The sequence below is a fragment of the Hymenobacter actinosclerus genome (genome assembly GCF_900111515.1).
In the GTDB taxonomy this organism is placed as follows: domain Bacteria; phylum Bacteroidota; class Bacteroidia; order Cytophagales; family Hymenobacteraceae; genus Hymenobacter; species Hymenobacter actinosclerus.
The window spans coordinates 1363916-1386566 of sequence record NZ_FOHS01000001.1; the positions used below are offsets into that span (position 1 = coordinate 1363916).

The window sequence follows — 22651 nt, forward strand, 5'->3', positions numbered from 1 at the left end:
GAATGCAACAAAGGCTATTCGGAACGCAAGCACGAACCTGGCGTGAACTCATTCAACGGCTGTTCTGGCAGGTGCCGACGAGATTCTTCCCTGCACTCCAAATAGCTTGGGCATTTCACCTTACCCCGCCAGCTAAGCGCTAACGCGCTAGGCGGATGCCGGTGAACTGCCAGCGTTTGTCGGCGTGGAAGAAGTTGCGGTAGGTGAGGCGGATGTGGCTTTCGGGCGTGGCGCAGGAGCCGCCGCGCAGTACCAGTTGGTTGATCATGAACTTGCCGTTGTATTCGCCCAACGCGCCGGCCGCTTTCTGGTAGCCGGGGTAGGGGTGGTAGGCCGAATACGTCCATTCCCAGGCGTCGCCGAGCAGCTGGTGGCACTGGTCGGGTGAGGCATCGGGCGGCAGGGGCTGCGGGTCGAAGAGGCTGCTTTCCAGGAAGGTGCCGGCCGTCGGGGCGGCCCCAAACTGGCGGGCCGCAATTTCCCACTCCTGCTCGGTGGGCAGGCGGCAGCCCCGCCACTGGGCGTAGGCATCGGCCTCGTAAAAGCTCACGTGGGTAACCGGCGCGGCCGGGTTTACGGGTTGCAGGCCGTGGTGCGTAAAGCGCCACCACTGCCCGTCGCGCTCCACCCAGTAGAGCGGCGCCTGCCAGCCCTGCTGCTGCACCAGGTCCCAGCCCTCGCCCAGCCAGTAGCGGAAATCGTGGTAGCCGCCGGCCGCCATAAACTCCAGGTATTCGGCGTTGGTTACCAGCCGGTTCTGCAGCTCGAAATCGGCCACGTAGGTGTCGTGCGGGGCCAGCTCGTTATCAAAGCAGAAGCCTTCGCCCTCGAAGCCAATGCGGTGCACGCCGCCGGCCACCGGCAGCCAGGCTGCCGGCGGCGGTGCTGGAGAGTCGGAAGTTGAAAATGAAGCGCTTTCGCTCCCGGATTGCTTCTTGTTTCCAGCGTTTACTTTTTCGCTCAAGTAAGCCGGGGCCAGCGGGCTGGTGCTGAGGATGTACTTGATGTCGGTGGCCAGCAGCTCCTGGTGCTGCTGCTCGTGTTGCAGGCCCAGCTCGAACACCTCCCAGAAAGCGGGCGGCAGCGTATCGGCCTGCTGGGCCAGAAGCTGCTGCATGGCCGCATCTACGGCCTGGCGGTAGGCATACACATCGGCCAGGGGCGGGCGCGAGAGGGTGCCGCGGTCGGCCCGGTTCACGCGCGAGCCCAGCGAGTTGTAGTACGAATTGAACAGGAAGGCGTAATCGGGATGAAAAACCTGGTAGCCGGGCTGGTATTCGCGCAGCAGAAAGGTTTCCCAGAACCAGGTGGTGTGCGCCAGGTGCCACTTGGGCGGGCTCACATCGAGCATGGGCTGCACCACGGTGTCTTCGGGCAGCAGGGGCTGGCACAGGGCTGCCGACTGCGTCCGGACGGCCGCGAACCGGGCGCCGGGAGTGAGGCGGGCCGCCGGCGCCGATTGGAGAGACGGAGTGGGGGCGGAGGCGAGGGAAATGGACATCTGCAGAAAGGGGTTGGAAGCGGAGGCTATTGCTAAACGTGAAACGGGCCGAGTAGTTTATTCGCGCCGCCGGCCGGCGGGGGCGGTCCGGGTTTACCGAAGCTGCTCCGTAATTATACGGAGCAGCTCGTCCGTAAAAAGTGGTATTTTACTGAAATAGCCCGGTTAAATGCTTAAATACAAGGTCAAAGCACCGCATCGACCGTAATAGCTCAACAAGTATTCGGAGTTGCTTTCCTGCCTGACTTACTTGGCCTATTCTGCATTTCGCAACCTGCCCACCTCTATTCTTTCCTGTGCTTATGAACGCCACCCCCACCACCCGAACCACTGCAACTGCCAAAGCCACCGGCACTACTGCCGTTGCACCCAAAGCTGCCGCCGATAAAACCGTAACCAAGCGCCCCCGTGGCTTTGCCGCCATGGACCCCGCTACCCAGCGCCGCATTGCCAGCGAAGGCGGCCGCGCCTCGCACCAGAGTGGCCGCGGCCACCGCTTCACCTCCGAGGAGGCCCGCGCTGCCGGCCGCAAGGGCGGCCAGGCCACCCGCAGCACCGCCACCAGCAAAACCGCCGCCAGCAAAACCGCCGAATAGCCGCTCCCCGGCTTCGGCTACCAACGCCGCCTTCCGTCCGGACTTTCCGGGCCGAAGGCGGCGTTGGTGTTGGTAGCCGGGTTGTATATTGCCCGAAACCCGCCGCTGCGGGCTGTTCTCTGTCTTTGCCGCCATGCTTCAGCTTCACTCCGTCAGTCGCGCCCTGCGTTTCAACTTTCCGGCCCGCACCTCGCGTGGGGCCCTCACCGAGCACCTGGCCCACTACCTGCTGCTCTCCGACACGGCCTCGCCCGAGCGCGCCGGCTGGGGCGAGGCCGCCCCGCTGGCCGGCCTCAGCCCCGACCACGGCCCCGACTTTGCGGCCACGCTGGCCGGTTTCGTGCGCGAGTTCAACCACCGCCAGCTGCGCGAGCTGCTGCCCCAGGAAGCGGCCGAATTAGTAGGGCCCGAGTGGCCGGCGCTGCGCTTCGCCCTCGAAACCGCCGCCCTCGACTACCAGCACGGCGGCCGCCGCCAGCTCTACAACAACGCCTTCAGCCGGGGCGAGGCCGGCCTGCCCATCAACGGGCTGGTGTGGATGGGCGACGCCGCTTTTATGCGCGAGCAGATTGAAGCCAAGCTGGCGGCCGGTTTCGACTGCCTGAAGCTGAAAATAGGCAGCCTCGATTTCGCTACCGAACTGCGCATTCTGGCCGATATCCGGGCGCAGGCGGGCCCCGACCGCCTCACGTTGCGCGTCGATGCCAACGGCGCCTTCGCCCCGGCCGATGCCCTGGGCAAGCTGGAGCAGCTGGCCCGTTTCGAGCTGCATTCCATCGAGCAGCCTATTGCGGCCGGGCAGTGGGCGGCGCTGGCCGAAGTCTGCCGGCACTCGCCCGTGCCGGTAGCCCTCGATGAGGAGCTGATTGGCCTGACCGACCCCGCCCGCCAGACCGGGCTGCTGGAGCTGGTGCGCCCGGCCTACCTCGTGCTTAAGCCCACGCTGCTGGGCGGGCTGGGCGCCAGCCAGCACTGGGCCGCGCTGGCCGACGGCCACGGCATCGGCTGGTGGCTGACGTCGGCGCTGGAGTCGAACGTGGGCCTGAACGCCATTAGCCAGCTGGCCGGTACGGTGGCGCGGCCGGGCTTTCCGCAGGGCCTGGGCACGGGCCAGCTCTACCACAACAACCTGGCGGCTCCGCTCAGCATTCGGGCCGGGCAGCTACACTACAACCCCGCCGGCACCTGGGAAGCGCCGGGGTAGCGGCGGGCAGTGGTGCGGTTGTGCTTCGTGCCTAATTTTAAGTACCTTACCCGGGACGTTTTTTTCCGGGTATGCCGCTGCGAACTGAGACCTTATTGCGGGCGTGTAACCAACGCTGGCTGCGGCGGCTTAGCCGGTGGCTGTTGCTGTGGCTAGGGCTGGCCGGGCCCGTACTGCCGGGGCATGGGCAGGCAGACGGGCCGGTTTTCCGGCTGTTGAGGCCCCGTGCCCGCCAGGCCAGCGTACCCTTCTCGCTCCAGCGCAACCTGATTGTGGTGGAGGTGCGGCTTAACGGGCGGGGCCCGTATAATTTTCTGCTCGATACCGGTCTGGCCAGCTCGCTTATCACCGACCCCGATGTGGGCCGCGAGCTGCAGCTGCCCACCACCGACCGGTTCCTGGTGTCGGGCGCCGGCGAAGAAAGTGCTTTGGAAGCCTACCGGGTACCGGCCGTATCTGTGGCGCTGGACGGGCAGGTGGGGGCGGCCCGGGCCTCGTTTCTGATGCTTTCCGACGACGTGCTCAATATTTCGGGCTACGTGGGCCTGCCCGTGCACGGCCTGCTCGGCGCCGATGTATTCCGCCATCTGGTGGTGAAGATTGACGCCGAGCAGCAGCAGCTCGTCTTCCGCTCCCCCGCCCACTTTCGTGCGCCGTTTGGCCGCCGCTGGGCAATCATCCCCCTCGAATTCGACGGTGCCAAGGCCTACCTGAATCTGCCCGTGCAGCTTTCCGACTCGCTGCAGCTGCCCCTGCGGCTGGTGCTCGATACCGGCGCGGGCCACGCCCTGTCGCTCGAAACCACCTCCGACCCGCGCCTGCGCCTGCCCCCGCAGCACCTGCGCACCCAACTCGGGCGCGGCCTCAACGGCACCATCAACGGGTTTCTGGGCCGGGTGCCGGCCCTGCAGCTGGGCCGCTACCGCGTCGGCAACCTGCTCACGTCTTACCCCGACTCGTCGGATGTGGCCGGGCGGGCCGAAACGTTTCGCAACGGCAACCTGGGCTTCGAGCTGCTCAAACGCTTCACCACCATCATCGACTACCCCCACAACCGGCTGCTGCTGCGCCCCAACAGCAAGTTCCGCGACCCGTTCGAGCACGACATGTGCGGCTTCGATTTGCTGGCCTTCGGGTCTGAGTACCGGCGCTACCGGCTGCTGCGCATCGAGTCCGGCGGCCCCGCCGACAAGGCCGGGCTGCTGGCGGGCGACGAAATCATATCCATTAACCTGATTCCGGCCGAGTTCTTTTCGCTCACCGACATCAGCCGGATGCTGCACTCGGCCGATGGCCGCCTGCTGCTGTTTGTGGTGCGCCGCGCCGGCACCGACGAACTGGTTTCGGCCCGCGTGCGCCTGACCCGCCAGATTTGAGCCCGGCCGGCCGGCTGGTTCGGGCCTGGGCCGTTTTTTTTTGCCGCGCCCGGCCCGGCGGCGCAACTCGGGGGCGGCTAAAATCAGTACATTGGAAACCCGACCGTTCTCCCGCCCTTTATGACGCACCCCGCCGCCGCGACTCCTCCTGCCGGGCCGCCGCCGGCCATTGTGGCCAACCAGCACATCTACACCGATTATTTCGACGAGCAGTTCGTCGAAACGCTCGACCGCAACATTATGCAGCTGCTCGACCGGGTGTGGTTCCGCTCCGAGCTGGTGGGCTTCGACGACTACCCCCAGCGCAACCGCCCCGACCGGCCCCTGCTGTTCGCCTCCAACCACTCGGGCATGGCCTTCCCCTGGGATGCCATGGTGGCCCTGGCCCACCTGTGGCGCTACCTGCCCGACCTGCGCGACCTGCCCCGGCCGCTGTCGGCGCCCATGCTCTCACAATCGATTTTGATGAACCCGTTTCTGGTGAAGAACTTCTGGAAGCGGGCCGGCTGCGTGGATGCCACCACGCTCAATTTCGAAACGATGATGTACTACAACGACCACAACCTGATGCTGTACCCCGAGGGGGTGCCGGGCATCGGGAAGGGGTTCAACAACAAGTACCGGCTGCAGCGCCTGGCCACCAGCATCGTGCGCCTGGGCATCGAGCACCGCACCGACATCATCCCGTTCTACACCATCAACGGCGAGTACCTCAACCCCCACACCTACAGCTGGGAGTGGGTGAACCGGCTGAGCAAGAAAATCGGGATTCCGTTTATTCCGGTGGGGCCGATTTTGCTGTTGGTGCTGCTGCAACCCTGGTTTTTCTACATGGCGTTTCCGGCCAAGCTCACCTTCGTGCTGGGCTCGCGCGTGAAGCCCTACGAAATGACCGACAAGAATTCCGCCGACCTCACCCGCGACGACTACCGGGCCCTGTCGGAGCAGCTGCGTGCGCGCATGCAAACCGAGCTGGACGCCGCCGTGGCGAAGTACGGGCAGCAGCCCTACCGCTGGGGCGAGCTGTGGCAGCGCATCAAAACCAACTGGCGCTACTTCCCGTTTTTTCTGCCCTGGGCCTGGCCCGCGCTCTACCAGGAGTTCGAGCGCCAGTACATTAAAGCCGGCCGCCGCGACTTCGACCTCGACCTGCGCACGCCCGGCGCCTACTGGCGCATGCTCTGGCGCAACCCCTTCACGCTAAGCTTTTTTATTCCGCTGCTGGGTTGGATTCCCATCGCCATCCGCGGTTATAAAAACCATAAGATTAAGTAGAATTATGAATTCAAGTTACCTGATTGTTTGACGTTATAAAATTCCTCTAAAGCGGAGAGAAAAGCCATATTAACTGCTTTGCCAATTAAAAATTTATAATCCAAAATTCATAATTAACAAAGAATGACTTCGCCCCAACACGCGGTATTGAAACAGTTTCTGGTGGCGGCCACCGGCCCGCTGGCCGAGCGGCGGCCCCGGCTGCCGGCCATGCGCCTGTTTGCCGAACTGCTGGCCTTCGGGCAGTTCACGCCCTGGAATGTGTTCGTGGAAGACACCGACGTGGAAGGCATTCCGGCCGAGTGGGTGCGACCGGCCAACCCGGCCGCGGGGCGGGTACTGCTGTACCTGCATGGCGGCGGCTACGTGCTGGGCTCGCTCAACACCCACCGGTCGCTGGTGGGCCGGCTGGCCCAGAAGTGCGGGGTTACCACGCTGGCCATCAACTACCGCAAAGCCCCCGAGTACCCGTTTCCGGCCGCCCTCGAAGATGCGCTAACGGCCTACTTCTGGCTGCTGAACCAGGGCTACGCGCCCGCCGACATCATCGTGGCCGGCGACTCGGCCGGGGGCGGGCTGGCTCTGGCCGTGCTGCTGGCCCTGCGCGACGCCGACGAGCCGCTGCCCGCCGCCGCCGTCGGCCTCTCGCCCTGGACCGATTTGCAGCTGCCCACTTCCACGCTGCGCAGCCTGAGCCACCACGAAAGCCTGTTGCTGGAGGCGCTGGAAATCCGGAGTTGGGGCCCGTTGTACGCCGCCGGCACCCCGCTGAGCCACCCGCTGGTTTCGCCGGCCCGCGCCGGGCTGCACGGGCTTCCGCCGCTGCTGTTGCAGGTTTCCGACGCCGAAGTGCTCAGCGACGATGTGCGCCGCTTCGCCGACCAGGCCCGCGCCGCCGGCACTACGGTTACGCTCCAGATTTTCGATGGCCTGGTGCACTGGTGGCACCTGTTCTGGCGCTTCGTGCCCGAAGCCGATGTAGCCCTCGATCGGGTGGCCGACTTCACCCGACAGGTATGGGCGACGCCGGCCGCCATTCCGGCGCCCGGCGTCGACCCGACCCGGCAAGCAGCCTGAAAATGAGACGTATCAGCATAAATTATTCAGATTGTAGCTTAACTATATAGCAGGTATTTCGTAGGTTTGTAAAAAATAGTAGGCTTGCATACTATTTTCGGCCCGTCAGCTTTGCAGGGGCGCTTTTTGTCTGATTCTCTTCACTTTCTATTCACTCAACCCAACTCATCATGGAAGATTTGTTCAAGAAGTTCGTAAACGCCGGTGTGGGCTTCGTGTCGCTGACCAACGACCGGGTGCAGAAGACCATTGATTCGTTGGTGAAGGAAAGCAAGCTCTCGGAGAAGGAAGGCGCCAAAATCATGGGCGACCTCAAGAAAAACACCGATGCCAAGCGCAAGGAGCTGGAAAAGCAGGCCCAGAGTCTGGCCGCCAAAATGCTGAAAACAGTAGGCGTGGCGCCCAACTCGGAGCTCGAGGAGCTCAAGCGCAGCACCAAGACTGGCGGCAAACCGGCTACCGGCGGCAGCGCCGCTACTGGCAGCAAGAAAGCCGCGCCCTCGAAGGCTGGCAGCGCCGCCAAAGGAGCCGTGGCCAGCGCCACGAGCAAGGCCGCCAGCACCGTGAAGAAGGCCGCCGATAAAACCAGCGCCGCCGCCGGCAAAACCCAGAAATCGGCCGCCGGCTCGGCCGGAGCCGCCAAGAAGGCCGAGAACAAGGCCGATGCCGCCGACGCCAAGTCGTAAGCGGATCGGTTTGCCGAAGTGAAGTAGAAAACCCCGTCCGTGCTTTGCGGGCGGGGTTTTTTGGTGGTAAGTGGTGAAGACGTGTCATTCAGCGCGAAGCAAATAATGAGGTTGGTGCATCATTCACCTAACCACTGATTGCTGCCGTATCTTGCCCTTCTTATGTTTAAGAACACCATCTCCAATCTTTCGCGCATCCGGCAGGTAGCCGAAGTGCTGATTCGCTACGGCTTCGAAGACGTGGTAACGAGCACGGCCCTGCGCCGGCTGGTGTCGAAAAGTCGGCGCCGCTCGTGGCTGGAGGGCGAGCAGGCCGTGTTTGAAACCACGCGCTGGGAGCGAATCCGGATGGTGATTGAGGAGCTGGGGCCCACCTTCATCAAGCTGGCCCAGGCCCTGAGCAACCGCGCCGACCTGCTGCCCCAGCCGCTGATTGATGAGTTCGAAAAGCTGCAAAGCAACGTGCCGCCCTTTCCGGTGGCGGAGGCGCGCGCCATTATTGAGCGGGAGCTGGGCTGCCCCCTGGAGGAAGTGTTCGACGAGTTCGAAGAGGTGCCGCTGGGCTCGGCCAGCATCGGGCAGGTGCACGGTGCCCGGCTGCTGACGGGCGAAAAGGTAGTAGTGAAAGTGCAGCGGCCCGACGTGCAGGAAAAGGTGCGCACCGACCTGAGCCTGCTGCACGAGCTGGTGCGGCTGACGGCCGGCTTCCTGAAAAAACAGGGCCTGAGCAACCCCCAGGACATTGTGGACGCCTTTGAGCGCAGCATGACCAAGGAGCTGGACTACACCTCCGAGGCCCGCAGCATGGAGCAATTCCGGCTGCTGTATGAGGACTACGACACGTTCTACATCCCCAAACCCTACCGTGAGCTGAGCACCAGCCGCATTCTGGTGATTGAGTACGTGAGTGGCTGCAAGATTACCGACAAAGCCCAACTGCTGGAGTGGGGCCTGAGCCCCGAAAAGGTGGCCGAAACGGGCATGGAAATCTACCTGACCCAGATATTCGAGTTCGGGGCCTTCCACGCCGACCCTCACCCCGGCAACGTGCTGGTGCGCCCCGACGGCACGCTGGTGCTGATCGACTTTGGCATGGTGGGCCGCCTGACCAAGCAGCAGAAGTACGCCTTCGCGGGCGTGTTCATTGGCATGGCCCGGCAGGATGCGCGCAGCATGGCCCTCAACTTCCGCCGCCTGGCCCTGACCGCCGAGATTCCCGATATGCGGGCCTTCGAAGCCGATTTAAGCCAGCTGATTGAGGATTTCGCTTCGCTCGATGTAAAGGAAATGAGCATGTCGGACCTGGCCGACTCGCTACAGGACGTAATTTACCGCTACAAGCTACAGGTGCCCGGCGCGGTATTCCTGATTTTGCGGGCCCTCGTCATTCTGGAGGGCATTGGCAAGGTGCTGCACCCGCGCTTCAACACCTTCGAGTTCGTGCGACCCTACGGCGCCAAAATTCTTACCGAGCAGTACTCCCTCGAAAACATCCAGAGTGAGGCCCTCTACACGGGCACCCAGCTGCTGGCCCTGCTCCAGACGCTGCCCACCGACGTGCGGCAAATCGTGCGTAAAATCTCGCGCGGCGACCTGCGCCTGCGCGTGGAGCTCAGCGGCTACCAGCTGCTCATGGTGAAGGCCGACGAGCTGGTAGGGCGGAGCATTCTGGCGGCTGTTACGGTGGCCATTATTCTGTTTGCGGGCCTGAGCTTGCTGGGGCACTACTCGCCGCAAATGCCCTACTACCGCGGGCTGCCCGCCATTACCTGGTGGGCCCTGGCCATAGCCGCCCTGCTACTGCTGATTCTGCTGCTGCTGGGCACCCGCCGGCCCCGCCGCAAGCGGCCTGAGTAGGGCGCGGCGGGCCGAAGTTTTTTGTTTCCGCTGCTGGGCACAGTAGCTGTTTTGAGCGTCAGAACATCACACTAAAGTTGAACCGGATAGCATTGAGCTGCAGTTTGTCGTAGGGCTCCGGGTCGGCAGGAATATAGTCGTAGCGCAATTCCAGCCCTGGAACAAACCCTTTGGGCTGGTAAAAGCTAAGTCCCACGCCGCCAGTGGCTCCAATGGAGCTGGAACCAGGGTAATCCAGCGGATAGACAACAGGCGCGGGCTCACTCGATTTTTTAATTGCTGCCGTCGACTTGTTACGAAAATTCAGGGCTCCCAGCAGGCCCGCCGCAACGTGCGGGCGCAGCAATCCGTGGCCAATAGTGTAGCGCACCGTAATGGGCAATTGCAACTGCCCGTAATCCAGCTTAATTGTGCGGCTGGTGGTGTAAGGTGCGAAGCCGTTGAACAGGTCCTCCGGGTCGTACTCGCGCCGGATTTTGGAATAGATAAGCTCTGCCCGTATAGAGAAGGCCGATTTGTTGGTGGCCTGCACAAGCGCCCCCACCTGGTAGCCGGTGCCACCGCGGCCCGTGGAAACTAAATTTAGTCCGGCCTGAAATCCAGGTAGGAGCCGTAATCCGCCGCTCGTATTGGCTATAATCTGGCTGGGCTGCTGCAAGCAGGCATTGTAGTCCAGCACCAGCTGGGTTAACCCGCGGGGTGAATAGCGGTATTTGCTTTCCAGCCTTGCGTCGCTGAAATCGATTTTAGCGCATCTGTTACCCATCACCCGCAGATAAGACAGCCGCGGCACTTCGGCCGATACCTCTACCACGTAGGCTGAATCGGCAGGTTGCAGAAAAAAGCGGTTAGTACCGTCGGAGGTAACCCCAATAAACAGGCTCACATAGCCGGTAACCAAGGCGGAAACGAACTCTTTCTTTCCATGCGGCCCTACTTGCCGGGTGGTTTCGAGCAGGCCTTTGGGGTCGCCGTAGCCCCGTAGCTGGTTGGCAGTAAACGAATCCGCCGGCTGGCCAGTCCGGTAGAGCCAAACTGTTTTAACCGGCTTCTGGGTAATCTTAATTCGCCCTCGTAGCGTGTCGCCAGCCGTCGTCAGCACGTAGTCTTGCCCAGAGCTTTGCGCGTGTAGAGCGGCGGGCAGCGTTAGAAATAAGAATAAGATCCAGGAGAATATTTCTTTATTCATATGAACACAGAAAGGAAGAGAATAGCATCGGATAAGGAGCGAGTATAGCTCAGCCACTGGCAAATATATCCTTCTTGCCGAACTGCGCAACCAACGAAATATGCTAGGTCAGCATTTATATATCGATTGCGCGGGTCTTCCTTTCACCCCGGTTATTCCGGTTTCAACAGCATGTAGTTGCTGCCCTCTCCCCGGTTGTCGGGCAGCCGGGCCCCGAAAAAAATAACCCTGCGGCCCCTGCCCTGCGTATCAGCAAGCAGGCGCCACTTGGGTGCCGCTAATGTTGTTTCTTCTTTCCCTTATCTCCATGTCCGATTCCAAGAATACCCCCGACCAAAACGACGACAAAGTGTACTCGACCAAAACCGGCAGCACCGCCACCGACCTGACCGGCGCCACCAAGGTAATGACCACTGCCGCCGACGGTGAAACCGACGCCAGCGCCCCCATCAGCGACCAGGTAGACGAAAAAGCTATTCGTAAGGATGCCCAGGACGGCGACCAGAACAAGAAGTAAGCGGACCTTGTAGCCCGCTAAAGCCCAAGCCCCCACACGGTTCCGTGTGGGGGCTTGGGCTTTAGCGGGTGAGGCGCTTGCCGTTCTGCCGGCCTACTCCAGGCCCATATCCCGGATAATGCGCTGGATTTTCTCGTCGGCGAGGCGGGTGGCCAGGTCGAAGTCCACGGCGGAGGCCAGGGGCTGCTTCACGCTGAAATAGAACTTGATTTTGGGCTCGGTGCCGCTGGGTCGGGCCGAAATCTTGCTGCCGTCCTCCAGGATAAACTGGAGCACGTTGGAGCTTTCGAGGCCGGTTGCGGTTTCGAGGCCGGTGCGCAGGTCTTTGATGCGGCCGGTCTTGAAGTCGCGCACCTCCACCACGGGCTGGCCGGCCAGGTTGGCGGGCGGGGTGGCCCGCAGCTCGCGCATCATCTCCTGAATTTCCTCGGCCCCGCGCTGACCCTTTTTGGTGATGGAAATCAGGTGCTCCTTGTAGAAACCGTAGCGCAGGTACATGGCCACCATTTCCTCGTAGAGCGTGTGGCCTTGGTCTTTGGCTACGGCGGCCATTTCGGCCAGCAGCGCGCAGGCCGAAATAGCATCCTTGTCGCGCACGAAGTCGCCGAGCATGTAGCCGTAGCTTTCCTCGCCGCCGCCCACGTAAGTTTCCTGGCCTTCCAGCTCGCGGATGAGGCCGGCAATGTACTTGAAGCCCGTCAGCGTGCGGTAGGCCTTCACGCCCTGGTAGCGGGCAATGTCGCCGAGCACCTCGCTCGTGACGATGGTGTAGACGATGAAATCCTTGTCGGTGGCTTTGCCGGCCTGCTTGCGGGCCGACAGCACGTAGTGGGTGAGCAAAGCGGCCGTCTGGTTGCCGTTGACGAGCACCCACTCGCCGGCCGGGTTTTTTAGGGCGATGCCCACGCGGTCGGAGTCGGGGTCGGTAGCCAGCACGAGGTCGGCGTCGAGGGCTTTGGCTTCGTCGAGGGCCATCTGCATGGCTACTTTCTCCTCGGGGTTGGGCGAGAGCACCGTGGGAAAGGAGCCGTCGGGCGTGGCCTGGGCAGTCACGATGTGCAGGTTGTCGAAGCCCAGCTGGGCCAGCGCCGGCGGCACCATGGTAATGCCCGTACCGTGCAGCGGCGTGTACACGATTTTCAAATCGTGCTGGCGCCGGATGGCTTCGGGGTTGATGCTCAGGCCTTTCACCCGGGCCAGGTAGGCCGCGTCGATTTCGGTTCCGATAAGGTGAATGCGGCTCGGCTCGGGCTGGAACTTCACGTCGCGCACCGAGGTAATGGCGTCTACCTCGCGGATGATGTTCTGGTCGTGCGGCGCTACTACCTGCGAGCCGTCGTTCCAGTACACTTTAAAGCCGTTGTACTCCTTGGGGTTGTGCGAGGCCGTCACCACGCAGCCGCTCTGGCAGCCCAGCTCCCGGATGGCAAACGACAGCTCGGGCGTGGGCCGCAGGCTCTCAAACAGATATACCGTAATGCCGTTGGCCGAGAAGATATCGGCCGCGATGCGCGCGAATTCGGGGCTGTTGTGGCGCGAGTCGTGGGCCACGGCCACCTTTATTTCCTGCCCCGGAAACGACTGCAACAGGTAGTTGCACAGGCCCTGGGTGGCCATGCCCAGCGTGTAGCGGTTCATACGGTTCGAGCCCGCACCCATCACGCCCCGCAGTCCGCCGGTGCCAAACTCCAGGTTGCGGTAAAACGCGTCGGACAGCTGCTCGTCCTGGCCATCGGCCAGCAACTGCCGGATTTCGGCCTGGGTTTCGGCGTCGTAGTCGTCGGTGAGCCAGCCGTTGATTTTGGTTTGCAGGTCGGGGGAGAGCGGCATATTTATAGAAGTGAGTAGGGAGACATGAGAAGTGAGACGCGGGACGAAGATAGAGGGGAGATGCGAGTACGGAGAAGGGAATATCGAGAAGGGAGAAGTTACAGCAATTTTCAGGTTGCGGTACAGGACGACGAGACGCAACAGTTGGCGTCTCGTCGTCCTGTACAGCTCAGTAGCACAACATCAGCAACGATGAGACGCCAACTGTTGCGTCTCGTCGTCCTGTTCCTGAACTCGAAATTGGGTGTAGAAATAAGACCGCCATTCAGAGCGAAGCGAAGAATCCCGCGTGAAGCCGTTAGGAGCCATCCTGACGATTAGCACGCGAGATTCTTCGCTTCGCTCTGAATGACGGTCCGCTTCAGGCCCAAGCCGTCAGCGTCTCCCCTCTCATTTCTCTGTACTCACTTCTCAATACCTCACTTCTAATCCTACAGGTTGCCCCGCAGGCCCTGCTCGCGCTCAATGGCCTCAAACAGCGCCTTGAAGTTGCCCTTGCCGAAGCTCTTGGCGCCTTTACGCTGGATGATTTCGTAGAACACGGTGGGCCGGTCCTCAACGGGCTTGGTGAAAATCTGGAGCAGGTAGCCTTCCTCGTCGCGGTCGATGAGCAGGTTCAGCTCGCGCACACTGTCGAGGTCTTCGTCGATGTGGCCCACGCGCTCCAGCAGGTCGTCGTAGTAAGTGGCCGGCACGTTGAGAAACTCCACGCCGCGGCGGCGCAGCTCCGTTACCGTCGTGCGGATGTCGTCGGTGAGCAAGGCCATGTGCTGCACGCCGGGGCCGTGGTAGAAGTCGAGGTATTCCTCAATCTGGCTCTTTTTCTTGCCTTCGGCGGGCTCGTTGATGGGAAATTTCACGAAGCCGTTGCCGTTGCTGACCACCTTGCTCATCAGGGCCGAATACTCGGTCGAGATGTCGTCGTCGTCGAAGGTAATGAGCAGCTTGAAGCCCAGCACGTCCTCGTAAAACTTCACCCACTGGTTCATCTCGCCCCAGCCCACGTTGCCCACGCAATGGTCGACCACCTGCAAACCCACCGGGTTGCCCTGGGGGACGTTGCTGGTGCGGGCCACGAAGCCCGGCAGAAAGGGGCCGGTGTAGTTGCTGCGCTCCACGAAGGTATGGATGGTTTCGCCGTAAGTATAGATGCCGGCCAGCGTGACGGAGCCGTTTTCGTCCTCGATAACGTAGGGCTCGAAGGCTACTTTGGCGCCGCGCTTGGTGGTTTCCTCAAACGATTTGCGGGCGTCGTCCACCCACAGGGCCATTACCTTCACGCCGTCGCCGTGCTGGGCTACGTGGCGGGTAATGTCGGAGTCGGGCAGCAGCGAGGTGGTGAGCACCAGCCGGATTTTGTTTTGCTGGAGCACGTAGGAGGCCCGGTCGCGCACGCCGGTTTCGGGGCCGGCGTAGGCCACCAGCTCGAAGCCGAACGCGGCCTGGTAGAAGTAAGCCGACTGCTTGGCGTTGCCGACGTAGAATTCGAGGTAGTCGGTGCCGTTGAGGGGCAGGAAGTCGTGGGCGGGGTGGGCCTGCACGGCCGGCGAAGTCATGGTTTGCATAGAAGGGTGGCTTATTGAGCGGGAAATCGGTTGGATTGGGTAAAAATACGGGTTTTTGCTGATTGGTTTCCTGCAGCACCGTGGCGTTCTTACGTATCCACCAAAAAACCAAACCGCACTTCTTACCTTTGCCAACGAACCTATTGCCATTCGCCTTATGAATTCGGAAGAGCTGAACAATGCCCTCGTGGCCCTTATCGACAAGAAAGCCGAGCTGCAGAAACTCACCTACGACGATGCCCGCTACGACGACATCGAAGAAGAACTTCACGACCTCGAAGACGACTTCAACGAGGAATACGGCCCGTTCCTGGAAGCGGCCCTCGAGAAAGTGCACGATGCGCTCAGCTCCGATACCGACGTGCTGCTGCCCACGGCCTATCTGCCCGCCGGGGCCGGTGCCAAGCCAGGCCCCAAGGAGGGCGTCTGGATTGATTCGGAGAAGTACTCCGGCAAGGAAGCCCGCCTGACGCTGGTGCCCAACCCCGTCCGCCTGATGCTCACGGTGGGCAAAGCCGTGCAGGAGGAAGTGTGGAAGGCGTAGGGTTGAATTATAAATTTTGAATTAAGAATGGGAGCCGGCGGCAGGGTCGTGGGCTCCCATTTTTTTGTTTATCTGTTGAAACCTAGGGGCGAGGTATACACCAGCACCCCTGACCGAAGCTCCTACAGACTATACTTCCTCACCGATTCGAAATTCATCATCTAAAATTTATAATTCACCAAAGTGCTCTACCGCATCAGCCAAGCCAACGACTGGGAGCTAGCCCAGCAAACCGGTTTTTTCGCCAGCCCCGACCTGGCGGCCGAGGGCTTTATTCATGCGTCGGAGCTGGGGCAGGTGCTGGAAACGGCCCGGCTGTACTACGCCAATAGCCCTAGGGCGCTGCTGCTGGAACTGGACGAAGAGGTCCTGCTGGCGGCTGGCGTGCGGGTGGAGCGGGAGTGGGCGGCGGGCCGGCAGGCGTGGTTTCCGCACGTATTTGGGCCGGTGCCGTTGGCAGCCGTGCGCCGGGTGTGGCCGCTGCCCGTGGCCGCCAATGGTATGGCCGCGCTGCCGCCGGCGCTGGCAGGGCGGTAAGGCGTTGAAAGAATGGATGAAAACGGTACTATTGTTGCGCGAAACAGTGAATCAATTACTGCCGGCCCGATAACCCGGTTTCAGCTTTTACCTATCCACTTTAACGCGCTGCTTTATGCCATCTACTACTACCTCTTCGTCTGGGCGGCGGCTGGGCACAGCGGCCGCACTTCTGCTTGGCCCGCTGCTGACGGCCTGCGCGCCCGGCCAAACCCTGAGTGTAGCCCCCGCCAGCCAGGGTGCGGGGCCCGTTAGCAGCCTCATCAGCCACCCCGACAGCGTGTACGTACGCTTTCACTTTGTGCGGGCCGAGCCCAAGGAGCTGGTTTTCGAGGCCGAATTCAGCAACGCCGCCAACCACTCCATTACCATCGATCCGACGCGCTTTTACTACCTGCCGCTGCCTGACAGCGCGGCTGTGCAAACGGGCGTTTCGGTGGCGGCGGCCCCGGCTGTGGCCGCAGGGCGACACCTGGCTTTCAGCCCCGAAATGCGGCTCGACTCCATGGCCCAGCGGCGCGACGAGCTGGCGTACAAAGCCAGTCGGGTCGGTTTGCTGGAAGTGCTGCTGCTGGTTGCCAATACGGCCGAAAGCGTGGCCAGCGTTAATCGGCGCGATACGCCCATCGAGCGAACCAGCCGGCAGGTACGGCAGCAGGGCGGGCAGGCCTTCTTTGAGGTGCAGCGGGTGGTGCGGGCCGTGCAGGCCCAAAAGCTGAACACCACTGTGGCCGAACAGGCCGTGAGCAGCCTGCGCCGCGCCACCCTGCAGCCCGGCGACCGGGCGGTGGGCCTCGTGTATTTCCCGCGCCTCGACGCGGCCCCGCAGCTCCGGTTCGTGCTGGCTTTCGACGAGCACCCGGTGCAGTTCGACTTCAGCCAGCAGCTGCGCAAAACAACCCAGCGGTAACGTATGTAGCCAATGGTTCGTCTACGGCTCCGCCGCCCGCGCCCGATTTGTAGCGCTCAGCAAAAAGCCTCTCTCCGGTAACCGGAGAGAGGCTTTTTTAAGTAGTAGCAACCGTAATTACCTGATGGCAACGGGCACGGTCATGTTTTCCCAGCGCAGCGTCAGGCCCGCTGGCGTTACGTCGTACATGAGCTGCTCGGCGGGCGTAATGGCCTTCCGGGGCGTTACGGTCACGCGCAGGGCATCCTGCTTGTCATCGTACTTGAAAGCACCCCACTGCTTGGCCGTTTTGTTGAAAATTATAGTCCACTGCTTTTCGGTGGGGATGGTGAAGAGGCTATACGTGCCGGCTGCCAGCGGCTGGCCTTCCACGGTTACGGGCTGGTCGAACGTGATGGTGGTGGCCTCGTTGGCCCCCGAACGCCACACCTGCCCATAGGGTACGAGCTGGCCCCAAATCGGCCGGCCTTTCACCGAAGGGCTGCTGTACACCACCGTTACGGTGGCGTTGCCCACTTTGCCAGTGGCCGTAGCGGGCGGGCTGGCCGGGGCCTTCTTGTCCTGCGCAAAAGTTTGAGTGGCGGCCAGAACGCTGAGCACCAGCAGCAGCAGCCGGAAGAGGGGAGTTTTCATGGGCTTAGAGGAAGAAATTGGGAGAAAAAGATGGGTTGTCAGGCAGTCATCTATGGCTAAGCCTGTTAAAGCGTCAATTGTTTATTGAACAACCGGATACGTTTTCTGCCTCGTCGCAGTCTGAGAAATGCGGTTCGTGCCGGCCTTCGAGGAGGAGCCGGGGCAATTTGGTTTCACCCAGAAATTACAACTTATCGGCAGAAAATAAACCAGGAAGGCCCCGAAGCACAGCTCCGGGGCCTTCCTGGTTACATCGACTCTACTTTACACCTTCAACTTTACACCAGCTCGGCCAGCTCCAGCCAGCGCAATTCCTTTTCTTCCAGCTCCTGGGTGAGGGTGCCGAGGCGGGCACCCCAGGTGGCAAACTCGTCGGCGCTGCCGCTGCCGGCGTTGAGCTTGGCCGTCACCTGCTGCTTTTCGGCTTCGAGGGCGGCCATGTCTTTTTCGAGCTGCTCGTACTCGCGCTTCTCGGCGTAGGAGGCGCGGCGCTTGGGGGCGGCGGCCGGGGCGGGGGCGGCTACCGGCGCGGGCTTGGCGGCTTCTGCTTTGGCTTCGGCGCGGGCTGTTTTGGCAGCTTTTTCTTCTTCCAGCAAGGCGGCTTCGGTTTCGCGCTCGGCCAGGTACTCGCGGTAGTCGGTGTAGTTGCCGGGGAAGTTGAGCACGGCCCCGCCCGGTTCGAGCACGAACAGGTGCTCAGCCAGCTGGTCGAGGAAGTAGCGGTCGTGGCTGACGATGAGCAGGCAGCCGCCGAAGTGCAGCAGGAAGTCTTCCAGGATGTTGAGCGTGCTAAGGTCGAGGTCGTTGGTCGGCTCGTCGAGAATCAGGAAGTTGGGGTTCTTGATGAGCACGCGCAGCAGCTGGAGCCGCCGCTTTTCGCCCCCGCTCAGCTTGGTTACCAGCGTATACTGCTGGGCCGGCGGGAACAGAAACAAACTCAGGAACTGGCTGGCCGTGAGTACGTCGCCGTTGGCCAGCTCCACCACCTCAGCCACTTCCTTCACAATGTCAATCACGCGCTGGGTGGGGTCGAATTCCAGCTCGGTCTGGGTGTAGTAGCCGAACACGGTAGTCTGGCCCACCTCAATGGTGCCCGAATCGGGCTGGAGCTTGCCCGTGAGCATGTTTAGCAGCGTGGACTTGCCCGCGCCGTTGGGGCCCACCAGACCAATGCGGTCCTTTTTCTTGAACACGTAGCTGAAATCGTCGAGCACCACGTTGTCGCCGAATTTCTTGTTGAGGTGGCTGGCTTCGATGATTTTGCCGCCCTGGCGGGTGGTTTTCACGCTCAGCTCCACGTTCTGCTTGCTCAGGTTGGTGCTGGCCTTTTCCTTGGTGATGTAGAAGGCGTCGATGCGGGCCTTTTGCTTGGTGCCGCGGGCCTGGGGCATGCGGCGCATCCACTCCAGCTCCTTCTTGAACAGCTGGCGGGCCTTCTCTACCTCAGTGGCCTGGCGCATTTCGCGGTCGGCCTTTTTCTCCACGAAATAGGCGTAGTTGCCCTGGTAGCGGTACATCTGGCCCTTATCCAACTCCACAATTTCGTTGGCCACGCTGTCCAGAAAGTACCGGTCGTGGGTGACCATGAGCAGCGTGAGGCTGGGGGAGGAGAGGCGGTTTTCGAGCCACTCGATGGTGGCCAGATCCAGATGGTTGGTGGGTTCGTCGAGCAGCAGCACATCGGGCTCCTCGATGAGCACCCGGGCCAGGGCCACGCGCTTGCGCTGCCCGCCCGAAAGCTGGCTTACGTTGCGCGTCAGCAGCTCGCCCAAAATGCCCAGCCGGCTCAGAATCTGCTGCACCTGCGCCTCGTAGTCCCAAGCCTGGAGCGAATCCATGCGCTCGAGCACCCGCTGCAAATCGTCGGCCTTGTGGTCGGGGTCGTTTACAACGTGCTCGTATTCCTTGATGGCCTTGAGCGTGTCGTTCTGGCTGGCGAAGATGGTTTCTTCCACCGTCAGGCTTTCATCAAACACCGGCTGCTGGCCCAGGTAGGTTACCCGGATGCCCTTGCGCACGCTCACCAGGCCGGTGTCGGGTACTTCGAGGCCCGCCAGAATGCGCATGAGGGTGGTTTTGCCGGTGCCGTTGATGCCCACGAAGGCCACCCGCTGGCCCTGGAGCAGCCCAAAATTCAGGTCTTTAAACAGCCACCGGTCGGCGTAATTTTTGGAAAGGTTTTCCGCGGAAAGAAGATTCATGCCGCAAAGGTACGGCGGGGGATTGGGTGATGGGGTAGGGGGGAGGAGGTAAGGAGGAAAAATGAACGTCATTCAGAGCGCAGCGAAGAATCTCGCGTGCTGACGTTGGATTACCGTTGCAACGTCAGCACGCGAGATTCTTCGCTGCGCTCTGAATGACATTCTTTCATCGCCCTCACAGGCTACCTTTGCTCACCCCATTACCCCATTACCCCATCACCTCCTCACCCCAACACCTCACCCATGCCTTTCCCCATGACTTCGCGCCGCTGGCTGTGGCTGTTTCTGCTGGTGCTGGGCGGGGCCTTTGCCTGGCAGCTGGGCAGCTGGGGGCCGCTGGAAAGCAGCGAAGCCCGCTACTCGGAAATCGGCCGCGAAATGCTGACCGGGCGCGACTGGCTGCACCCGCGGCTGCTCGGGATTCAGCATTTCCATAAGCCGCCGCTCACGTACTGGCTCACGGCGGCGGGGCTGGGGCTGTTTGGAGTGAATACGGTGGGCGTGCGGCTGCTGCCGGTGCTGGCCGTGCTGGCGCAGGTGGGGCTGGTGTACGCGCTGGGTCTGCTGCTATTCGGCAACGACCGGGCCCGGGCCCTGGCGGCGGCCGTCATCTACGGGTCGTTGCCGGTGGTGCTCATTTCGGCCCTCAACGTCACCACCGACGTGTACCTGGCCACGCTGGAGCTGGCCGCGGCCTACGGCATTTTGCGCTACTACGCGGGCGGCGGGGCGCGCTGGCTGTACCTGTTTTGGCTGGGGCTGGCGCTGGCGTTCCTAACCAAGGGGCCGGTGGGCTTCGTGCTGCCGCTGATGGCCGTGGTGGGCGCCTACTTCCGGGTGCCGGATGCCGAGCGCACGGGGCTGGCCCGGCGGCCGTTTACGGTGCACCACGCGCTGGGACTGTTGTTGTTTGTGGTGGTGGGCCTGAGCTGGTACGGCTACCTGGTGGCCGAAAACCCGGCTTTCGTGCGCTATTTCCTGTACGAGCATACCGTGGAGCGCTTTGCCAACGCGGCCACCTTCAACCGGAGCAAGCCCTGGTGGTTTTACGTGCTGCTGGCCCCGGCCACCAGCCTGCCCTGGGCGGTGGCGCTGGTGGTGCGGGCCGCGCGCACGCCCTGGGCTACGGTACCACGGCTCTGGCGCAACGTGCTCATTTTCTGGGTGCTGGTGCCGCTGCTGTTCTTCTCGCTCTCCAAGTCGAAGCTGCTGCTGTATGTGCTGCCCATTTTTCCGGGGGTGGCCCTGCTCACTACGTATTACCTGGGCCGTTGCAACGAGGCCATGCTGCACCGCTGGTACGTGGGCATTCTGGCGTTTTTTGGGCTGCTGCTGGGGCTGCTTTGTCTGCTGCCCATCTTTACGGCCGTGTTCGAGCTGGGCCTCGAAGTGCGCCCGCTGGCCTCCATCTGGCCGGCCATTGGGGTTGTTACGATGGTGCTCACGCTCACCATCTGGAACCAGGTACGCATTGCGCCCCGGCTGCTGGTGGCCACCGCTATTTTCACGGCTTTCCTGCTGATTTCGGCCAAGCCCATTATGCAGCAGAACGAGCTGGCCTTCAACGGCAGCCGTCCGCTGGCCGAATTCATCCGGCAGCAGGGCCTGCAAACCCGTCCGGTAGTGGTGTACGACCAGCTGCTGCCCTCGCTGGCCTTCGAGTTGGGCACGCTGCCGGTGTTCCTCAACGACGGCAACCCCAGCCTCAACCGCGAAACCCAGTTCGAGCCCGGCACCAGCTGGCACCGCTACCTGCTCTACCTCGACCAGCCCGAAGCCGAAGCCCCGCTCCGCCAGCTGCTCGCCCAGCACCCGGTGCTGCTGGTAAAAGGCGAGCTGAAACCCGAGCGCCAGTGGCTGCTGGCGTCGTTTCAACATCAGGAAAAGCTGGGCAAGTGGGTGGTGTATTGGTGATTTGGTGATGGGGTTCAACAAATCACCCATCACCAAATCACTTTGAGCCGTATACCGCCGCCGCCTTCTCGCGCAGGTTGTAGCTTGAGGACATCACCTCGCCGTAGGCCCCCACCGAGCGGATAGCCAGCAGGTCGTGGCGGCGGGTTTCGGGCAGCAGCCGGGCGCGGCCGAACGTGTCGGTCGATTCGCAGATGGGGCCCACCACGTCGTAGGCCAGCCCGGGGCGCTGGCTGCTCAGGTTCTGGATGTGGTGGTGGCTGCCGTAGAGGGCCGGGCGCAGCAGCTCGGTCATGCCCGCATCGAGAATGGCGAAGCGGGTGTGCTGGCTTTCCTTCACGTAGAGCACCCGGCTAAGCAGCGTGCCGCACTGCGCCACCACCGAGCGGCCCAGCTCGACGTGCACCTGCTGGCCCGGCCGCCGCTGCAGGTGCTGCTCGAACAGGCCGAAATAGGTGGCGAAATCAGGAATCGGGTACGCGTCGGGTTGCTCGTAGCTGATGCCCAGGCCGCCGCCCACGTTGAGGTGGGGCAGGTGGTAGCCCCGGTCTTCGAGCCAGGTTTGCAGGTCGTTGAGCTTGCGGCTGAGGGCGGCAAACACGCTCAGCTCGGTTATCTGCGAGCCGATATGAGCGTGCAAACCCAGCAGCTCCACGTTGGGCAGCTGCTCCAGCTGCTCCAGCACCCCGGCCAGATCAGGCAGGCTGATACCGAACTTGTTGGCGTCGAGGCCGGTGGTGATGTGGGGGTGGGTATAGGCATCCACGTTGGGGTTGATACGCAACGCCACCCGCGCCCGGCGGCCCTGGGCGCGGGCCAGCTCATCGAGCACCCGCAGCTCGGGCACCGATTCGGCATTGAAGCAGAAAATATCGGCCGCCAGGGCCAGGTTTATTTCGGCATCCGACTTGCCCACGCCGGCAAATACCACGTCGTCGGCCCCGAAACCGGCCTCCAGCGCCCGCGCTACCTCGCCGCCGCTCACGCAGTCGGCCCCCAGCCCGGCGCGCCGTATCCGCTCCAGAACAAGCAGGTTGGAGTTGGCCTTGAGGGCATAATGCACCCGGAAGTTGCCCGGCTTAGCGGCCGCCGTCAGGGCCGACAGCGTCTGGTCGAGCAGGTCGAGGTCGTAGTAGTAAAAGGGGGTAGGCTGGTTCAGGAATTCAGCCGGGAGCTGGAAGGGCATGGCGGGTTTAAGCTGTTAGCTGCTAGCTGTTGGCTATTAGCTGATGGTAGGAC

19 protein-coding genes are annotated in these 22651 nt (G+C 62.3%); 12 read left to right on the plus strand and 7 right to left on the minus strand.

What is annotated here, in order from left to right:
* Positions 1–139 precede the first annotated feature (139 nt).
* The gene (gene egtB, locus BMY67_RS05910) at positions 140–1501 is read right to left on the minus strand and encodes an ergothioneine biosynthesis protein EgtB (protein WP_092769335.1); all 1362 of its coding nucleotides are present in this window, start codon (positions 1499–1501) and stop codon (positions 140–142) included.
* A gap of 302 nt (positions 1502–1803) precedes the next feature.
* On the opposite strand from egtB, the gene BMY67_RS05915 reads away from it, so the two are divergent.
* The 7 genes from BMY67_RS05915 (at position 1804) to BMY67_RS05945 (ending at position 9572) form a co-directional block, all read left to right on the plus strand.
* Positions 1804–2097, plus strand: coding sequence for a KGG domain-containing protein (locus BMY67_RS05915; protein ID WP_092769337.1), 294 nt, complete (start codon positions 1804–1806; stop codon positions 2095–2097).
* Positions 2098–2230: 133 nt separating this feature from the next.
* On the plus strand, positions 2231–3301 hold the full coding sequence (locus BMY67_RS05920; protein WP_092769642.1) for an o-succinylbenzoate synthase: 1071 nt from the start codon (positions 2231–2233) through the stop codon (positions 3299–3301).
* Between the two features lie 215 nt (positions 3302–3516).
* Positions 3517–4677 (plus strand): aspartyl protease family protein, encoded by a 1161-nt coding sequence (locus BMY67_RS05925; protein ID WP_177189706.1) that lies wholly within the window; start codon positions 3517–3519, stop codon positions 4675–4677.
* Between the two features lie 120 nt (positions 4678–4797).
* The gene (locus BMY67_RS05930) at positions 4798–5952 is read left to right on the plus strand and encodes a lysophospholipid acyltransferase family protein (protein ID WP_245744904.1); all 1155 of its coding nucleotides are present in this window, start codon (positions 4798–4800) and stop codon (positions 5950–5952) included.
* Positions 5953–6075: 123 nt separating this feature from the next.
* On the plus strand, positions 6076–7029 hold the full coding sequence (locus BMY67_RS05935; protein WP_092769341.1) for an alpha/beta hydrolase fold domain-containing protein: 954 nt from the start codon (positions 6076–6078) through the stop codon (positions 7027–7029).
* Between the two features lie 170 nt (positions 7030–7199).
* Entirely contained in the window at positions 7200–7715 is a 516-nt protein-coding gene (locus BMY67_RS05940; RefSeq protein WP_092769343.1) for a phasin family protein, read from the plus strand.
* A gap of 162 nt (positions 7716–7877) precedes the next feature.
* Positions 7878–9572: an ABC1 kinase family protein gene (locus BMY67_RS05945; RefSeq protein WP_092769345.1), complete on the plus strand. Its 1695-nt coding sequence runs from the start codon at positions 7878–7880 to the stop codon at positions 9570–9572.
* A 58-nt stretch (positions 9573–9630) separates the two neighbouring features.
* Here the strand turns inward: BMY67_RS05945 and BMY67_RS05950 are convergent, their stop codons facing one another.
* Positions 9631–10761: a porin family protein gene (locus BMY67_RS05950; RefSeq protein ID WP_092769347.1), complete on the minus strand. Its 1131-nt coding sequence runs from the start codon at positions 10759–10761 to the stop codon at positions 9631–9633.
* A gap of 307 nt (positions 10762–11068) precedes the next feature.
* On the opposite strand from BMY67_RS05950, the gene BMY67_RS05955 reads away from it, so the two are divergent.
* Entirely contained in the window at positions 11069–11278 is a 210-nt protein-coding gene (locus BMY67_RS05955) for a hypothetical protein (protein ID WP_092769349.1), read from the plus strand.
* A gap of 93 nt (positions 11279–11371) precedes the next feature.
* Here BMY67_RS05955 and BMY67_RS05960 read toward each other — a convergent pair whose 3' ends face one another.
* Positions 11372–13108, minus strand: coding sequence for a phospho-sugar mutase (locus BMY67_RS05960; protein WP_092769351.1), 1737 nt, complete (start codon positions 13106–13108; stop codon positions 11372–11374).
* A gap of 431 nt (positions 13109–13539) precedes the next feature.
* Positions 13540–14673, minus strand: coding sequence for a 4-hydroxyphenylpyruvate dioxygenase (hppD, locus tag BMY67_RS05965; protein WP_177189707.1), 1134 nt, complete (start codon positions 14671–14673; stop codon positions 13540–13542).
* Positions 14674–14830: 157 nt separating this feature from the next.
* Between hppD and BMY67_RS05970 the strand changes: the two genes are divergently transcribed.
* From BMY67_RS05970 to BMY67_RS05980, 3 genes are all read left to right on the plus strand, one after another.
* Complete coding sequence (locus BMY67_RS05970; protein ID WP_092769353.1) at positions 14831–15217, plus strand: hypothetical protein; 387 nt, start codon at positions 14831–14833, stop codon at positions 15215–15217.
* 183 nt (positions 15218–15400) lie between these two features.
* Positions 15401–15754 (plus strand): DUF952 domain-containing protein, encoded by a 354-nt coding sequence (locus BMY67_RS05975; RefSeq protein ID WP_092769355.1) that lies wholly within the window; start codon positions 15401–15403, stop codon positions 15752–15754.
* A gap of 115 nt (positions 15755–15869) precedes the next feature.
* Positions 15870–16664, plus strand: coding sequence for a hypothetical protein (locus BMY67_RS05980; protein ID WP_092769357.1), 795 nt, complete (start codon positions 15870–15872; stop codon positions 16662–16664).
* Between the two features lie 117 nt (positions 16665–16781).
* Here the strand turns inward: BMY67_RS05980 and BMY67_RS05985 are convergent, their stop codons facing one another.
* Entirely contained in the window at positions 16782–17297 is a 516-nt protein-coding gene (locus BMY67_RS05985; RefSeq protein ID WP_092769359.1) for a DUF2911 domain-containing protein, read from the minus strand.
* A 278-nt stretch (positions 17298–17575) separates the two neighbouring features.
* The gene (locus BMY67_RS05990; protein ID WP_092769361.1) at positions 17576–19498 is read right to left on the minus strand and encodes an ABC-F family ATP-binding cassette domain-containing protein; all 1923 of its coding nucleotides are present in this window, start codon (positions 19496–19498) and stop codon (positions 17576–17578) included.
* A 243-nt stretch (positions 19499–19741) separates the two neighbouring features.
* Between BMY67_RS05990 and BMY67_RS05995 the strand changes: the two genes are divergently transcribed.
* The gene (locus BMY67_RS05995; protein WP_092769363.1) at positions 19742–21412 is read left to right on the plus strand and encodes an ArnT family glycosyltransferase; all 1671 of its coding nucleotides are present in this window, start codon (positions 19742–19744) and stop codon (positions 21410–21412) included.
* Between the two features lie 37 nt (positions 21413–21449).
* Here BMY67_RS05995 and lysA read toward each other — a convergent pair whose 3' ends face one another.
* Positions 21450–22598 (minus strand): diaminopimelate decarboxylase, encoded by a 1149-nt coding sequence (lysA, locus tag BMY67_RS06000; protein ID WP_092769365.1) that lies wholly within the window; start codon positions 22596–22598, stop codon positions 21450–21452.
* Positions 22599–22651 lie beyond the last annotated feature (53 nt).